The organism is Pseudothioclava arenosa (assembly GCF_002358085.1).
Taxonomy (GTDB): domain Bacteria; phylum Pseudomonadota; class Alphaproteobacteria; order Rhodobacterales; family Rhodobacteraceae; genus Pseudothioclava; species Pseudothioclava arenosa.
In genome coordinates this window covers 158878-174425 of the sequence record NZ_NTJD01000006.1, presented here as the reverse complement: position 1 = coordinate 174425, position 15548 = coordinate 158878, and the positions used below count along the sequence as shown (strand labels likewise).

The window sequence follows — 15548 nt, the reverse complement described above, 5'->3', positions numbered from 1 at the left end:
GCTTACTTCACCAGATAGGGGCGGCCACGGCGGGGTGCCTTCGGGCTAAGGTCGTCGCCCACCGGAAAATCACCCATCAAGCGCGGTTGCATGCCCTGGTTGCGCAGGCTCTGCAGGAACTGGCCAAAGCCGCTAAGGTCGACCATCTGCGGCACTTCGGTCAGACGCCGTGCGCCGCGCGGGCTGATCTCGTCGATGATGGTTTGCAAGGGCTCCATCGGGTTTTCGACGAAATCGGCCAGCGACCAGATCCGCACCCGCGCCTTGACGAACATCGAGCGCAGGATCGAGAGGTGATGCATCTCGATCTGCTGCAGTCGCGCCGCCTCGCTGCGGATCGCCGCGAAATCCTGGTTCGAGCGGAACAGCGGCACCGCCCATGCCCCCGAGATCACCGAGATCTGCGCATTCGGGTCGGTCGCGGTGAACCAGTCGATGTCCTGTTGCGTATCGCGCGGGCTGAACATGAAGCACTGCCGCTCGCCGCGGGCGTTCCAGATCAGGTTGGTCAGGAAGGCGCGGGGGTTGTAGTCGCGCAGCGTCGCAGAGTTGCTCAGGCAGCCATTGAACATGGTCTCGCCACCGGCAAACTCGGCGCCTTCGGGCCCGAACAAGTGGCCATGCACGCGCACACCCGCCGATTTCGACAGCCAGCCGTCGAAATTCTCGAACAGGTCGGAAAAGCCCTGAAAGATCGAATAGGGCGCCGAAGTCTTGCCGTTCTCGCGGTCTTTCTTGGGAAAGCGCGACTGCATGTAAAGCCCGGGCCGGCCCTTGGTGCGCCGCTCGACCGCCTTGTGAAACAGCCGGTCGATCTTGGTCGGGTTCGGCTCGGCCTCGGGGTCGATGCTCGCGCGGTCGGTCAGGAAAGTTGCGTAAAGCCGCTCGGCCCGGTGCCAGATCTTGCGGGCGACAAAGCAGTCCGAGCGGCGTAGCAACTGCAGGTGGTCATCATAGAAGACATGCGGCTTGCCCTGAAAATCGAATTTCGACAGCGTCAGCGAACGGCTCTCGATCGAGGTGGCATAGAGCCGCGCGAGGGTCTGGAAATAGCTTTCGTCGGGGATCCAGACGCGTCGAAAATAGGCGTCGAACTCGGCGCGGCGCGGGTCTTGCAGGATCGCGCTGAGCGTCTGGCGCGTCAGGCACCACCACTGGCTGCCCAGATGCGGGACCAGCCCCTCGGGGATCTTGCGTTTGAAGCCGATCTTGCGTTGCAGCGCGACATAGCGGTCGAACAAGCGGCGCTGACGTTTCCAGGAAAACGGGAAGCGCAGCGTGAACCGTTCGAGGCCGATGCCGCCGGTGGTCCAGTCAACCTCAGCCGTAGTTACGCTTTCGATGAAATCGGTCTGCGGATGGGCCGCGAGATAGGCGGTCAACTCGTTCAGCGGGCGCAGCGGCAGACAGGAGCCAGAAGCAAGGAAAACGTGGTGGATCTCGGGGTGGCGCGCGAGCATCTGCTCGGCGGCGGCCTGTTCGGCCTGCACCAGTGACCAGGTGCCCCAGTTGCATTTGAAACGCGGCGAAAACGACACGTTTTCAAGATCCGCCAGCGTCTTGACCAAGGTGCCGTATTCCGCCGCATCGGTGCGCTTGTCGACATGGATCACCACGGGCGCACCGCGCTCGGCCCAGTGCCGCGCGACCTGCGCGGCCCGGTCCAGCGCCGTGTGGCACATCATGATGAAACCGATCGTCACGCGCGCGCCCTCATGCCCAGTTGCCCTTCGACATCAGCCCGAGAATCTCGAGCTGGCGCCAGTTGATATATTTCTCGGACCATTTGCACCAAAGATCCGGCGGTTCCGAGAGGGTCTCGGCATAGACGCGGTATTCGCGCGAATTTGCGTAATGCTGGCGGCGCTCAAGCTCCTCGGAAACCTTTTCGGACCAGGGCGAGAGGAATTTCGCATGCAGGAGGCAGCCCGAAATCATCTCGCCGCCCCATTCGTCATAGACCCGGTTCAGCCCACGCGGAAGCAGCATATGCGTCGAGGAGGCATAGACCAGGCCGCGCGCCCATTTCACCAGCGGGATCTTGTTCAGCGAGGGCGCATCGGCCGGATCGTCGGGGAAGAAACAGCGCGCGCGGGGCCCGCCCTGAATCCAGAGGTTCTGCATCTTGCCGTTCTTGGAGATCATGTAATTGCCGCTGTCGAACCAACTGGCGATCTCGAACGGGTTCTGGCCTTCGCGATAGGGTTCGGCGTCGATCGGGCCCTTCGGGTACATGTCCAGGAGCATCGCCGGGAAGGAGCGGATTTCGTAGCTGTCGAGCCAGTCGGTCAGTGCGTTGATCGGGCGGGTGTCGCAGAACGGGTAGACAAAGAACTCGTCTGGGTCGAGCGTCAGCGTCCAATGGCCGGTGCCGTATTTGCGCAAGAGCCAGTTCAGCCAATCGATCCCGAAGCCCGAGGATTTATACGAGGCTTGCGTTGTCCAGACCGAGCAATCGGGCTGCGCGGTCAGATATTCGCGCGAGCCGTCCTCGGAGCCATTATCCACGAACAGGAAATGGCCGACGCCCATGTCACGGTAGTAGCGCAGGAAATAGGGCAGGCGCGGGCGTTCGTTGCGCAGCGTGACAAAGACCAGAACTGCATCGGGTTTGATCGTGGCGGTACGATTGGCAACGCAGGACAGCTCGCGGCGCTTGCGAAACGCGCGAAACTGGCGCCATCGGCGCTCCCGACGCAGCTGTCTGAGCTGTCTGAGCTTCACGTTTCGTCCCTTCGGATCTGCCACCGCATTCTCGTGCCGAACTGCTTTCGGTCTGGTTAACCAAAATCCGGGCGGGGTCGGAAACGTCGCCCGCAGGGTAGAATGCGAAGGCCGTATCCCCGCCTTCGATCCATCGCAGAATACGGATTGTATTCAACGCCGTAAACAAGGCTTCTTCGGATCGAAGCGGACGTAAGCTTTATGGCCACAGACCGCGCTGCATTAGGCCCGCGGATTCAAGCGCGGCGGGCCCGTCGTAGGGGCGCGACTCCGGGGTCCAGAGGTCCGGATCGGCGATGATCGCGTCGTAATAGCGATCAAACCGCGCGGCGTGGGTGAAATGTTCGCGCCGGCGTTTCTCTTCTTTGGAGCGGGCGATGATCCCGTCGAGGAACTTGGTGTGCAAAAGCGCCCCGGTCGGCATCTGCGGATTGGGTTCGGTGCCCCCGTTCAGCGCGATCGGCAGCGCCATATGCGTCGAGCTGAGATAGGCATAGCGCCAGTGCCAGCGCACCAGCGGCACCTTGTTCAGATGCGGCGCGTCTGAAGGCGTCTGTGCAAAGAAGGTGCGCGCGCGCGGGCCGCCGCGGATCGAGACGGTCTCGAATTTGGGCTGCGCTTCGTGGCGATATCCCTCGGCATCGAACCAGTTCAGCACCTCTGTCGGGTCCTGTCCCGGCTGATAAGCGGCGCCGGAAACCGGCCCCTTGGGATAAAGATCAAGCATCAGCGCCCGCATCGAGGGCTGCCCCCGCGCGTCCAGCCAGCGGGTGAGCTCGGGCAGGCCGCGCGTATCGCTTTCGGGATAAACGAGCAACTCGTCGGCATCGACGGTCAGGCACCAATGGCCCGAGCCATGCCGCCACAGCAGCCAGTTCACCCAATCCATCCCGAAGCGCGCCGCACGGTAGCTGCGCGTGCTGCGCCAGAGCGAGACATCGGGCTGGCCGGCCAGAAAGGCGGCGGTGTCGTCGGTGGAGTCATTCTCGACGATCAGGAAATGTGCGATGCCGAGGTGGCGGTAATGATCCAGGAACTGCGGAAGGCGGTGGGCCTCGTTGCGCATGCAGGCGAACAGCAAGATATCGTCCGGCGCGATCATGGCGCTGCGATCGGCAACGGCGCGCAGCCCGTGTCGTGCCCGAAAGGCGCGCCAAAGCAGGCGTTTGCGGCGCAAGCGCAGCCGGTAGGATTGCCAGATCTCTCGCAGGCTCGGCAGGGGGCTGATCCTTCAAAGGTTTGAGGGATTAGCTCTCATATTCTGGCGCCTGATGCCAGCGCCAAGCGTCTGCGATCATTGTCGAAAGCGCAGAGCGCTGCGGCGTCCAGCCCAATTCCTGCAGTGCGCGGGTCGAGCCCGATACCAGCTTGGCCGCATCTCCGGGGCGGCGATCGCCCTCGATGATCGGCACCTCACGGTTCGTCACCTCGCGTGAACGGGCGATGACCTCGCGCACCGAATAGCCCTCGCCCGAGCCGAGGCAGAACACCCGCGAGGGCTTGCCGGCCTCAAGCCATTTCAGCCCCAACACATGCGCATCGACCAGATCCGAGACATGCACGTAATCACGAATGCAGGTGCCGTCGGGTGTCGGATAATCCGAGCCGAACACCGTCAGCGCCGGGCGCTTGCCCGCAATCGCATCGAGCATCAGCGGGATCAGGTGGGTTTCAGGCACATGCTGTTCGCCCACCTCGGCCTGCGGATCGGCGCCAGCCACGTTGAAATAGCGGAAGATCACCGAGTTCAGCCCGTGGCTCGCGCCGAAATCGCGCAGCATGTCCTCGATCGCGCGTTTCGAGCCGCCATAGGCATTGATCGGGTATTGCGGCGTGTCCTCGTTCAGCACGACGCCATCCTGATCGCCATAGGTCGCGCAGGTCGAGGAAAAGACGAAGTTGCGGCAGCCCGCCGCCAGTGTCGCCTCGATCAGGTTGAGCCCGCAGAGCACATTGGTGCGCCAGTATTTCGCCGGGTCCTTCATCGACTCGCCGACAAGGCTGAGCGCTGCGAAATGCATCACCGCGACCGGCTGCCATTTGGCAAAGACCTCGTCCAGACGTGCCCGGTCGGCCAGATCGCCCTCTTCCAGAGGGCCGAACTTGACCGCCTCGCGACAGCCCGTCGAGAGGTTGTCGTAGGCGACGGGCAGGTAACCCGCCGCCCGCAGCGCCTTGCACGCATGGGAGCCGATATACCCGGCCCCGCCCGTCACCAATACAACATCAGCCATCGGCAGCCGCGATCAGTTGCCGTGGCGCTGGGTGGCGAGCGCGTCCAGATACCCGCCGAACTCATCGCGCAGATCCGGATGACGCAGCCCGAAGGCCACCGTCGCCTGCAGGAAGCCCGCCTTCGAGCCGCAATCATAGCGCTGGCCCTTGAAGCGGAAGCCATAGACCGGGTTGCCCTTGGCGATCTCGTCTGCGATCGCGTCGGTCAGCTGGATCTCGCCACCGGCGCCCTGCTTCATCTTGTTGAGGTTCTTCATGATCTCGGGCGTCAGGATATAGCGCCCGATCACCGCGAGGTTCGACGGCGCGGTTCCGGCGGCGGGCTTTTCGACCATCCCCTTCACCTTGACCATCGCGCCCATGTCCTCCTCAATGTCAAGAACGCCGTAGGACGAGATTTTCTCGGTGGGCACTTCCATCGCGGCGACGACGTTACCGCCGGTTTCCTCATGAGCCTCGACCATCTGCTGCAGGCAGGGTTTCTCGGCCGCGATCACGTCATCGGTCAGGATGACGGCAAAGCTTTCGTTGTTGCCCAGCATCCGGCGCGCGCACCACACCGCATGGCCCAGCCCCTGCGGGCGGTTCTGGCGGACATAGGCGATTGCGCCCGAATCCATGTTGGTCTTTTCCAGCTCTTCGAGCAGCGCGGCCTTGTTGCCCTTGCGCAGCGCCCGCTCCAGCTCGGGGGCATCGTCGAAATAGTCTTCAAGCGCAGATTTCCCGCGCGAGGTCACGAAAACGAATTCCTTGATCCCGGCGGCGCGGGCCTCGTCGATCGCGTATTGGATCAGCGGGCGGTCGACCAGCGTCAGGATCTCTTTCGGAATGGATTTCGTCGCAGGCAGAAAGCGGGTGCCGAGGCCGGCTACGGGGAAGATCGCTTTGGTTACCTTGCGTTTCATGGGACACCTTCTTCGTGTTGGGGAGAACAGAATTTACTCGTTACGATCGGATTCGATCCGCGCTCCTCTCGCAGATCGGCGCGCGGAAGTTAACTCGCGTTTCAGTGAACTTGGCGGTTTTCCATCGCTTTTTCCACCGGGCGCGGCATTTAAACGCGGGGTGTCTTAGGCAAGACCCATCTCGGCCATCATCGCCTCGATCCGGGCGACGTCCGAAGGGTTGTTCAGTTCCCAGAACTGGCGGCCGCGGGCCTCGACCTCGGCGCACAGAACCGCGCGCCCGTTTTCAAGGAACCGCAGCTGTTCAAGCCCCTCAAGCTGCTCCAGCGGTCCGACCGGCCAGCCCGGATATTGGCTGAGCGTCTCAGGGCGATAGGCATAGACGCCGACATGGTGAAACACCGGCGTCGGTGCCTCGGGGGCGTGGCGCTCGGCGGTGAAAGGGATCACCTCTTTCGAGAAATAAAGCCCGCGATTGCCCGCACCGAACACGGCGGTGGTGCCGCCCACGCGATCGTTGCGACGGTCCTCCTTGAGAGCCTCCAGCATCGCGCCTTCACAGCGCAGCACCGGCGTCGCCAGTTCGGCCCAGGGGTTGGCGCGCAGCCCCGCAACCAGGTCTTCGATGAACCAGGCGGGGGTCAGCGGCGCGTCGCCCTGCAGGTTCACCACGATCTCATGCGTCTCGCCCAGATTGGCATAGGCCTCGGCGCAGCGCTCGGTGCCGTTCTGGCAGCTTTCCGAGGTCATCACCACTTCGGCGCCGAACGCTTCGGCGGCCTCGCGGATACGGTCGTCATCGGTGGCGACCACAACCCGATCGGCGCCCGAAACGGCCATCGCCGCCTCCCAGCTGCGCTGGATCAGGGTCTTTTTTTCGCCCGTCGCCCCGGTCAGCGGCACGAGCGGCTTGGCCGGGTAGCGGGTCGAGGCGTAGCGGGCCGGAATGACGATCAGGACAGACATTATTTCACCAGAAGAACGCCGGGGGCGAAGGCGATGAAGAAGGGGTTTTCAAAGCCTGCCTTGCCATAGGTAAAGGTCGTGTGGTCATCGAAGCGCACCATCTCGCCGCCCGCGCCGCGCAGCACCGCGTCGCCCGCCGCCGTGTCCCATTCCATGGTGCGGCCAAGACGGGGGTAAATGTCGGCCTCGCCGGTGGCGACAAGGCAGAATTTCAGCGACGAGCCCGCCGATTTCATATCGGCCACGGCATAGCGGTTGATGTAATCGTCGGTCGCCTGATCACGGTGCGATTTCGAGGCCACCACCATCAACGCGCGATTGTCGGGCATCGAAACCGAGATCGGGGTCTGTGCATTCACCGCCTGCGCGTGAAACTCGGGTCCGGTTTCCTCGACCGAGGTGCCATCCGCGCGGGTGTAGAACAGTCGACCGATCGCCGGGGCGTAGACGATGCCGCGCAGCGGAACGCCGTTTTCGACATAAGCGATGTTCACGGTGAACTCGCCGCGGCGCTTGATGAATTCCTTGGTGCCATCGAGCGGATCGACGATCAGGAAGGTCGAGACATCCTGGCCATGGCTGGCGGCTTGCTCCTCGGTGACAAGTGCCACATCGGGAAAAGCGGCGCGCAGACCGGCCGAGATCAGCGCGTCGGCAGCTTCGTCGGCTTCGGTCACCGGAGAGGCGTCGGACTTGGTTTTCACCTCGAAATCGGGCGCGTTGTAGATGTCCATGATCTTTGCGCCGGCCTCAAGGGCCAGTTGCCGCATCACGGTTTCAAGGCGTTCGAAATCCATTGATCCCCCCGTTCGACCCCTCAGGGCCGGAATTGCCATATAAATCGTCTCCCCTTATGATCTGCCGTCAAGGGAACGGCAAGTTTTCCGCGGTAAATAGTGGCGCAGCCAGTCCGGATCGTCGATGTTCAGAGCAGAGCGCAGCAATTCCACCCTCGGATCAACCTTCAGCCTGCTGGAGTTGATCTTTCACGCCACGGTGCGATCCCTGCGCCGAACGCATGGCAATGCGATCCTCGGCCTGTTGCAGAACATGATGCAGACGATGATGCTGGTTGCAGTGTTTTTCGTAATGTCAGAGGTTCTGGGGCTGCGCCGCGCCTCGGTTCGGGGGGATTTCATCCTCTTCCTGATGAGCGGCATCTTCATGTTCATGACGCATGTGAAGTCGCTGGGCGCCGTGTCCGGGGCCGAAGCTTCGACCTCGGCCATGATGCAGCACGCGCCGATGACGACGGCCGTGTCGATCACCTCGGCGGCGCTTGGCGCGCTTTACAATCAGGTCCTGTCTCTGGTGATCGTGCTGTTCGTCTACCATGTCGGCTACCGGCATATCGAGATTTACGACATGGTCGGCGCCTTTGGTATGTTGTTGCTGGCTTGGTTTACCGGCTGCGCGCTGGGCCTCGTGTTTCTGGCGGCGACGCCTTGGGCGCCCGGGCCGATCGGGATCATCAGGACGGTTTACACCCGGGTGAACATGATCGCCTCGGGCAAGATGTTTCTGGCCAATACGCTGCCCAGCAAGATGTTGGTGATGTTCGACTGGAACCCGCTGTTCCACACCATCGACCAGGCGCGCGGTTTTGCCTTCATCAACTACAACCCGCATTTCACGAATTGGCAGTATCCGCTCTATTTCGGTCTGGCGGTCACTATGATCGGGCTGATGGGTGAGTTCTACACGCGGCAATACGCCTCCATAAGCTGGCGTGCCGGGAAATGAGGGCGTTCGCACCCGCATTGTTCTGCCTGTTGGCAGGCGCGGCCTCCGCCGAGGGCCTCCCGGCCTTCTACAGCGTGACGGGGGTTTCTGCCGATGACCGGCTGAACCTGCGTGCGGCTCCGAATGTGCAGGGCGCGATCCTGGGTGCGCTGGAACCTGACGCGCGGGGCGTTGAGGTGATCCGCTTTTCCGAAGATGGGAAATGGGCGCAACTGAACCTGTCGGAGGGGGTGGTCTGGGTCTCGGCGCGCTATCTCGCGCGTGAGGAGGGCGCTGAGTGGTGGCAAGGCGAGACGGCTCTGTCCTGCCACGGCACCGAACCGTTCTGGAGCCTTGCCTATGCCCCGGAGGCTGGCGCCAGTTTCACCGCGATGGGGCAGGAGGCGCAGCCTCTCGCCATTGCGTGGTCCGCACTTCCGCAGGGCGGGCATCTTGGTGTGTTGGGGTGGCGGTTTGCCGGCGAAGGCGCCGAGGGCTTTGCGACGCTGCGCCGTGAGCTGTGCTCTGACGGGATGAGCGATCGCCTTTATGGCATCACGCTCGACCTGTTTCTGGCAGGGACCGGGGCGCCGCTTGGCCTTCGGGGGTGCTGCGCGCTTCGCCGCTGATCAGGCCGTCCGGATCGTGTCGCCCAGCTCGATGATCGGTTCCAGTTCGATCACCTCGCCCCCGATCAGCCCTTGATGCGGACGCCCGGCGATGATTTCGGCAGCCTTGCGACCGATCTCGCGGCGGCACGAATCCATCGTGGCAAGGCGGCGCGGCAGGCCTTGCAGCAACTCGACCCCGTTGAACCCCGCAAGCCCAAGCCGACCGGGCACGTCGATCCCCTGCTCAAGGCAGTAAAGCAACCCGCCGGCCCCGATCATGTCGTTGGAATAATAGATGAAATCGAGGTCCGGGGTGCGCGCCAGCATCGCCTCGGTCATCTCGCGGCCCTTCTTCAGCGCCGAGCCGCCCGAGTAGAAATCCTTGTCGGCAATCGTCAATCCGGCCGCTGCCAGCCCCTCTTCGAAGCCTTCAAGCCGTTTGCGCGCGCGATGGTCCAGCGGCATCTTGGTGCCCAGGAACCCGATCTTGCGATAACCCGCCGCGATGATCGCCTCGGCCATCTGACGCCCTGCGCGGCGATGCGAAATCCCCACGACCGAGTCCACGCCTGCGCCATCCACATCCATGATCTCGACGATCGGAATGCCCGAGTTGACCATCATCGCCCGTGCGGCCTCGGTGTGTTCGAGCCCGGCAAGAATGATGCCCGAGGGCCGCCACGAGAGCATCTCGTAAAGCACGGCCTCTTCCTTCTCGGGCAGATAGTTGGTGACACCCACGACCGGTTGCAGCCCGGTATCCTCAAGCTCCGCGGAAATCCCCGAGAGCACCTCGGGAAACACCAGGTTCGACAGCGAAGGGATCACCACACCCACCAGATTGACCCGCTGCGAGGCCAGCGCCCCCGCGATCTTGTTGGGCACATAGCCCAGCGTCTTGGCGGCAAGCAGAACCTTTTCGCGCGTCGCCTCCGAGACATCGCCGCGATTGCGCAGCACCCGGCTCACGGTCATCTCGGATACGCCCGAGGCTTCGGACACGTCGCGCAGGGTCAGCGGACGGCGGCTTTCTTTCGGAGGCAAAGACACGGTGGGCGACCCTCTCATATTTTCTTTAGGTTTAGCGCTAAAAGTTTCTCTTGCGCAAGCGATAGAGAATCGCTACGTTAGCGGTAACGGAGGGGCGGACCTAGACTCCGAACAACCCGCCCCGAATAACACCGACGCCGCGTGTAGACTCCGATCGCGGTGAAGGTGGACCCCAAGGGGGGAGCGTAGGGCCAATACGCTCCCCCTTTTCGTTTCCCGATATGATCGAAAAATGCCGCATCCCTTGCGCCTTGCAAGGCGAGCGCGGATGCCGCATCAAGGGGGCGCGTGGCCCCGTGGCTCAACTGGATAGAGCAGCCCCCTCCTAAGGGGCAGGTTACAGGTTCAAATCCTGTCGGGGTCACCATTTCCGAGATACTTGTGAGCCCGGAAAAGGAAAGGCCCACCAGAGGCGGGCCGTTCGGTCATTCGTTCCAGGCTTTGTCTTCGCCGCCCAGCCCGCCGAGCTGCATTCGCGTCGGCAGGCCGATGCGGTCGAGCACGGTGAAGAAGGGCTTGGGATCAAGCTCTTCGACATTGACCATGGTCTTTGCATCCCAGTCGCCCTGCGCGATCAGGATCGCGGCGGCGACCGGCGGCACGCCCGCGGTATAGGAAATGCCCTGGCTGCCGACCTCTTCGTAGGCTTCCTTGTGATCGGCGACGTTGTAGACGAAAACCTCGAACGGTTTGCCGTCTTTCACGCCTTTCACCAGATCGCCGATGCAGGTCTTGCCGGTGTAATTCGGCGCAAGGCTCGCCGGGTCGGGCAGCACGGCCTTGACCACCTTCAGCGGCACCACTTCCAGCCCCTCGGCGGTCTTCACCGGCTTCTCGGACAGGAGGCCGAGGTTCTGCAGCACGGTGAACACGTTGATGTAGTGATCGCCGAAGCCCATCCAGAACCGCACATCCGCCTGCGGATAGTTGGTCGCGAGCGAGTGCACCTCGTCATGGCCCGACTGATAGGCGCGGCAGGTGCCGACGACGGGCAGATCCCAGTCGTGGCCGCTCTCGAACATCTTCTTTTCTTTCCACTGGCCGTCTTCCCAGTAATAGACGGTGCCGGTGAACTCACGGAAGTTGATCTCGGGGTCGAAGTTGGTGGCGAAATATTTGCCGTGCGAGCCGGCGTTAATATCGACGATGTCGATCGACTTCACCTCGTCCATCATGTCGATGGCAAAGCGGGCGAAGGCATTCACCACGCCCGGGTCAAAGCCTGCGCCCAGAATCGCGGTCACACCTTTTTCGCGGCAGAGATCACGTTTCTTCCATTCGTAGTTGGCATACCACGGCGGGGCCTCGCAGATCTTGGCCGGGTCTTCGTGGATCGCGGTGTCGATATAGGCGGCGCCAGTCTCGATACAGGCGTCCATCACCGTCATGTTCACGAAGGCCGAGCCCACGTTGATCACGATCTGCGCGCCGGTGTTGCGGATCAGCTCCGCCACGGCGGCCGCATCCATCGCGTCGACGGCATGGGCCTCGAACGTGCCCGGCACTTTCATCGCGCCTTTCTCGGCCACGCTTTCCAGGATCGCGTCGCATTTCGCGCGGGTGCGCGAGGCGATATGCAGGTCACCCAGAATGTCGTTATTCTGCGCGCATTTATGGGCAACGACCTGCGCGACGCCGCCGGCACCGATGATGAGCACATTCTTTTTCACTTCGGCTGTCTCCTTTTGACAGAGGAAGGGGGCTTGGGCCCCTTCAAGAGGGGGCGCGCCCCTCACGAAAGCGAGGACAGGTAATCCTCGAAGGTGAATTCGCGCACGAGCCGTTCGGTTCCATCAAGCTCGCGGATGGCGATGGCTGGCATGTTCACGCCATTGAACCAGTTCTTTTTGACCATCGTGTAACCGGCGGCATCGCGCACGGAAATCCGGTCACCCACGCTGAGCGGCGCGGGGAAGCGTGCATCGCCAAAGATATCGCCAGCCAGGCAGGACTTGCCGCAGATCTGATAGGCATGCTCGCCCTCTTGCGGCAGTTTCGCATTTTCGCGGTAGATCAGCAAATCGAGCATATGCGCCTCGATCGAGCTGTCGACGATGGCCAGTTGTTTGCCGTTGTCGAGAATGTCGAGAACGCTGACCTCAAGGGTAGTCGAATTGGTGATCGAGGCCTCGCCCGGCTCAAGGTAGACCTGCACGCCGAACCGTTCCGAAAACGCGCGCAGCCGGTCGGCCAGATCGTCGAGCGGATAGCCTTCGCCGGTGAAATGGATGCCGCCGCCAAGGCTGACCCAATCCAGCTTTTCCAGCACCGGGGCGAATTCGTCCTCGATGCGGGTCAGTTGCTGGTCGAACAGCGCGAAATCGCGGTTTTCGCAATTGTAATGGATCATCACGCCGGTGATCTTGTCGATCACGCCCATGATCTTGGCCACGTCCCATTCGCCCAGCCGCGAGAACGGCCGCGCCGGGTCGGCCAGATCGAAGCCGCTGGTCGAGAACCGCGGGTTCAGCCGCAGGCCGCGCTGAATGCCGGCGGATTGAGTGTCGAACCGCTCCAGCTGACCGACGGTGTTGAAGATGATCTTGTCGGCATAGGAAATCGCCTCGTCGATCTCGCGATCGGACCAGGCCACCGAATAGGCGTGCGTTTCCTTGCCGAATTTCTCGCGCCCCAGCCGCAACTCGAACAGCGAGCTGGAGGTCGTGCCATCCATGTAGTCCCGCATCGTGTCGAAGGCGGACCAGGTGGCGAAACATTTCAGGGCCAGAAGCGCCTTGGCGCCGGAACGCTGGCGAAGGCGCTCGATCTTGCGCATGTTTTCAAGCAAGCGCGCCTTGTCGATCAGGTAGTAGGGCGTCGGAATCATGGCTCCCCCCCAAGCGGCATATGGAAGCCGCCGTATAAGCCCCGAGGGGGGAGGGGGCAAGGAAAACTCCGTGAAATTTTCTTAATCGACCCGCAGCCGTTCGGGTGGCACCGAGAGCGTGTAGCCCTTGCGCGCGACATTGCGCACCAAGAGCTCGGCCACGAGCTGATTGCCCAGCCCGTCGCGCAGCCGCTTGACCCGCGTGGCCCCCGCCGCCTCGTCGCAATCGGCGACCGGCTTGCCCGAGATCACCGCCTCGATCTGCGCCCCCGAGAGATATTCGTCATCCATCCGCGCCTCGGCCAGAACCGCCAGCGTCTCGATCGCGGCGGGGGTCAGGGTAAAGGCCATATCGTTCAGCACGACGGTGTTTTCGCCGCGCAGCACGCGCAGGTTCTGCACCTCGATCCCGGCACGGCGAATCTCGGTCATGCGGCGGTTGAGGCCGACGATCAGCAACAGGAACACCAGCGCCGCGACCAGAAGTGCGGCGGCGAAGACCAGCAGGATGAAGATGATCATCCGGTAGGACGAGAGCACCTCGGCAAAGGCCGTGCCCGATTGCGCCAGCACTTCGAGCAGGCGGATCTCGCTTGGGCTGGTGAGCATGTCATTCTCGACGAAGATCCGCTCGACCCGCGCGTTGAAGGCATTCGCGTCGGGCAGCGACACGAACAAAAGCACCGCCGCCAGCGCGAGGATGGCGGTGATCGCGGCAATGCCCCAGACCACGGCACGGTTGCCCGCGCGCAGCCCCTCAGTAACGGAGGAAATATTGTCCGGCACTGGCCTTCCTTTCTTCCAGACCTTCCGGCCCGAAGATGGACAGGATGTTCAGGAGCGTCCAGTCCCCACGCTCAAGACGAGGGGCAAGCGCGGCTTTGGCGGCCTTTTTCGAACAGGCCGCATCGGGCAGCTCGGCCACGCCGTAATGAAGCCGCAGCGGGTTGTCCTGCTTGGCCTTGTAATCGGCATAGCAGGCCGCCTCGGCCATCGGTGCGGCCAGCGCAAGCGCAAGGATGAGAAGAAGCTGTTTCATGCCTCCGAGGCTGCGGCCAAGCCCGATGTTATGCAATAGCAAAGCGGGGTTAGCGGGCGTGATATCGGATAACAGACCCCTGATATTGCGTGGCGAAGGGGGGTGGCGCCAAGGTCGGGTCATCGTCAACGCGGGGGGCCGCTGCCCACGTTCCCGCCCTACGCAAAGGACCAAGATAATGACCCGGATTTCCTTCAAGGCCTTCACCTCGATGCTCGCCGCTGCTGCGATTGCGCTTGGTGCACTGGCTGCGACCACCTCGCCCGCCGCCGCGATGGGCAAGCAAGACAAACAAGTGCTCGGCGCGCTGATCGGTCTTGGCGTGCTGGCGGCGATCGTCGATTCCGCCAATGACAACCGCCGCGACCCGCCGCCCGCCACGCGCTACGACGATCGCCGCTGGGACCGCGACTATGATCGTGATGACCGCTGGCGCAAACCCGCGCACGTCGACCGCCGCTACATGATCCCCGCGCAATGCGTCGAGAACGTGCGCATCCGCGGCAAGCTGCGCGAGGTCGTTTCGGGTCGCTGCATCGCCCGCAACCGCGTCGAACTGCGCCTGCCGCGCGAGTGCCGCTTTGATATCCGCGACCGTCACGGTGACCGCACCACCGTCTACGGCCGCAATTGTCTCGAGCAGGAGGGCTACCGCGTCACCCGTCGCTAAGACGGGGGTATAGCCCGGAGGCAGGGGCGGAGGGACAGTTCCCCTCCGCCTTTTTCATTGCGCATTGTGGCCCGGCGCGGCATGTCGGGAGCATGGCTGAGAAACCCGATTTTTCCTTTGAAGCGGCGGCGCAGGCGCGCGGCCTTGCCCGTATCGCCGGCGTCGATGAGGTTGGCCGTGGTCCGCTGTGCGGCCCGGTCACCGCCGCTGCGGTGGTGTTCACCGGCCCGATCCCCGAAGGCCTGAACGATTCCAAGAAACTCAGCGCGAAACGCCGCGCCGCGCTGGTCGAAGAGATCAAGGCGGCCTCCGACTGGTGCGTGGCCCATGCCAGCGTCGAGGAAATCGACACGATCAACATCCTGCAGGCCGCGCATCTGGCGATGTGCCGTGCAGTGGCGGGGCTGACGCAGGTGCCGCAGCACGTTCTGGTCGATGGCAACCGGATTCCGCGCGACCTGACGTTCTCGGCGGAGGCGATCGTGAAGGGCGATGCACGCTCGGTCTCGATCGCGGCCGCCTCGATCCTGGCCAAGGAAGCGCGTGATTTGCTGATGGTGGATTTGGCGCAACAGTACCCCGGTTACGGCTGGGAGAGGAACGCGGGCTACCCGACAAAGGACCATCTCGCGGCGCTTCTAGATCTTGGGGTGACCCCCGTTCATAGGCGTTCGTTCAAGCCCGTCCACAATATCTTGTGCCAAGACATTTCTGTAACCCGTTGATTCAAAAAAGAAATTGACGGCGAATCACCTTTGACTCATCTTTGACCTCATAGACCGGCGCAAAGCTGGCACCC

16 protein-coding genes and 1 tRNA gene are annotated in these 15548 nt (G+C 62.9%); 5 read left to right on the top strand and 12 right to left on the bottom strand.

Annotation, left to right across the window (positions count from 1 at the left end):
* Positions 1–2: 2 nt before the first annotated feature.
* The 7 genes from CLN94_RS09665 to cysQ all read right to left on the bottom strand — a co-directional run bounded on the left by CLN94_RS09665 (position 3) and on the right by cysQ (position 7627).
* Entirely contained in the window at positions 3–1703 is a 1701-nt protein-coding gene (locus CLN94_RS09665) for a DUF5927 domain-containing protein (protein WP_096433624.1), read from the bottom strand.
* Positions 1704–1713: 10 nt separating this feature from the next.
* Complete coding sequence (locus CLN94_RS09660; RefSeq protein WP_245845173.1) at positions 1714–2748, bottom strand: glycosyltransferase family 2 protein; 1035 nt, start codon at positions 2746–2748, stop codon at positions 1714–1716.
* 175 nt (positions 2749–2923) lie between these two features.
* A complete protein-coding gene (locus CLN94_RS09655; protein ID WP_245845171.1) occupies positions 2924–3826 on the bottom strand; it encodes a glycosyltransferase family 2 protein in 903 nt (300 codons plus the stop codon).
* 145 nt (positions 3827–3971) lie between these two features.
* Positions 3972–4958: a UDP-glucose 4-epimerase GalE gene (gene galE, locus CLN94_RS09650; protein WP_096433618.1), complete on the bottom strand. Its 987-nt coding sequence runs from the start codon at positions 4956–4958 to the stop codon at positions 3972–3974.
* 12 nt (positions 4959–4970) lie between these two features.
* Entirely contained in the window at positions 4971–5864 is an 894-nt protein-coding gene (gene galU / locus CLN94_RS09645) for a UTP--glucose-1-phosphate uridylyltransferase GalU (RefSeq protein ID WP_096433616.1), read from the bottom strand.
* Between the two features lie 165 nt (positions 5865–6029).
* On the bottom strand, positions 6030–6830 hold the full coding sequence (locus CLN94_RS09640; protein WP_096433614.1) for a 3-deoxy-manno-octulosonate cytidylyltransferase: 801 nt from the start codon (positions 6828–6830) through the stop codon (positions 6030–6032).
* A complete protein-coding gene (gene cysQ / locus CLN94_RS09635) occupies positions 6830–7627 on the bottom strand; it encodes a 3'(2'),5'-bisphosphate nucleotidase CysQ (RefSeq protein ID WP_096433612.1) in 798 nt (265 codons plus the stop codon). The genes CLN94_RS09640 and cysQ overlap by 1 nt, the downstream gene beginning before the upstream one ends.
* 124 nt (positions 7628–7751) lie before the next feature.
* Here cysQ and CLN94_RS09630 point away from each other — a divergent pair, with 124 nt between their 5' ends.
* Together CLN94_RS09630 and CLN94_RS09625 are read left to right on the top strand one after the other, a co-directional pair.
* Entirely contained in the window at positions 7752–8573 is an 822-nt protein-coding gene (locus CLN94_RS09630) for an ABC transporter permease (RefSeq protein ID WP_096433610.1), read from the top strand.
* Positions 8570–9181 (top strand): SH3 domain-containing protein, encoded by a 612-nt coding sequence (locus tag CLN94_RS09625; protein WP_143598900.1) that lies wholly within the window; start codon positions 8570–8572, stop codon positions 9179–9181. Before CLN94_RS09630 ends, CLN94_RS09625 begins: the two co-directional genes overlap by 4 nt.
* Here CLN94_RS09625 and CLN94_RS09620 read toward each other — a convergent pair whose 3' ends face one another.
* Positions 9182–10213: a LacI family DNA-binding transcriptional regulator gene (locus tag CLN94_RS09620; RefSeq protein ID WP_425439457.1), complete on the bottom strand. Its 1032-nt coding sequence runs from the start codon at positions 10211–10213 to the stop codon at positions 9182–9184.
* Positions 10214–10503: 290 nt separating this feature from the next.
* Between CLN94_RS09620 and CLN94_RS09615 the strand changes: the two genes are divergently transcribed.
* A tRNA-Arg gene (locus CLN94_RS09615) sits at positions 10504–10580 on the top strand.
* Between the two features lie 58 nt (positions 10581–10638).
* On the opposite strand, the gene CLN94_RS09610 is transcribed toward CLN94_RS09615, so the two are convergent.
* The 4 genes from CLN94_RS09610 to CLN94_RS09595 form a co-directional block, all read right to left on the bottom strand.
* The gene (locus CLN94_RS09610) at positions 10639–11883 is read right to left on the bottom strand and encodes a saccharopine dehydrogenase family protein (RefSeq protein WP_096433604.1); all 1245 of its coding nucleotides are present in this window, start codon (positions 11881–11883) and stop codon (positions 10639–10641) included.
* A gap of 62 nt (positions 11884–11945) precedes the next feature.
* Positions 11946–13040, bottom strand: coding sequence for a carboxynorspermidine decarboxylase (locus CLN94_RS09605; protein ID WP_096433601.1), 1095 nt, complete (start codon positions 13038–13040; stop codon positions 11946–11948).
* An 81-nt stretch (positions 13041–13121) separates the two neighbouring features.
* Positions 13122–13826 carry a winged helix-turn-helix domain-containing protein gene (locus CLN94_RS09600; protein ID WP_096433599.1) on the bottom strand — a complete coding sequence of 235 codons (705 nt, stop codon included), beginning with the start codon at positions 13824–13826 and terminating at the stop codon, positions 13122–13124.
* Positions 13798–14079 (bottom strand): hypothetical protein, encoded by a 282-nt coding sequence (locus CLN94_RS09595; protein ID WP_096433597.1) that lies wholly within the window; start codon positions 14077–14079, stop codon positions 13798–13800. Before CLN94_RS09595 ends, CLN94_RS09600 begins: the two co-directional genes overlap by 29 nt.
* Positions 14080–14257: 178 nt before the next feature.
* Here CLN94_RS09595 and CLN94_RS09590 point away from each other — a divergent pair, with 178 nt between their 5' ends.
* Positions 14258–14749: a hypothetical protein gene (locus tag CLN94_RS09590; RefSeq protein ID WP_096433595.1), complete on the top strand. Its 492-nt coding sequence runs from the start codon at positions 14258–14260 to the stop codon at positions 14747–14749.
* Between the two features lie 92 nt (positions 14750–14841).
* Positions 14842–15474, top strand: a complete 633-nt coding sequence (locus CLN94_RS09585; protein WP_096433593.1) for a ribonuclease HII — start codon at positions 14842–14844, stop codon at positions 15472–15474.
* Positions 15475–15548 lie beyond the last annotated feature (74 nt).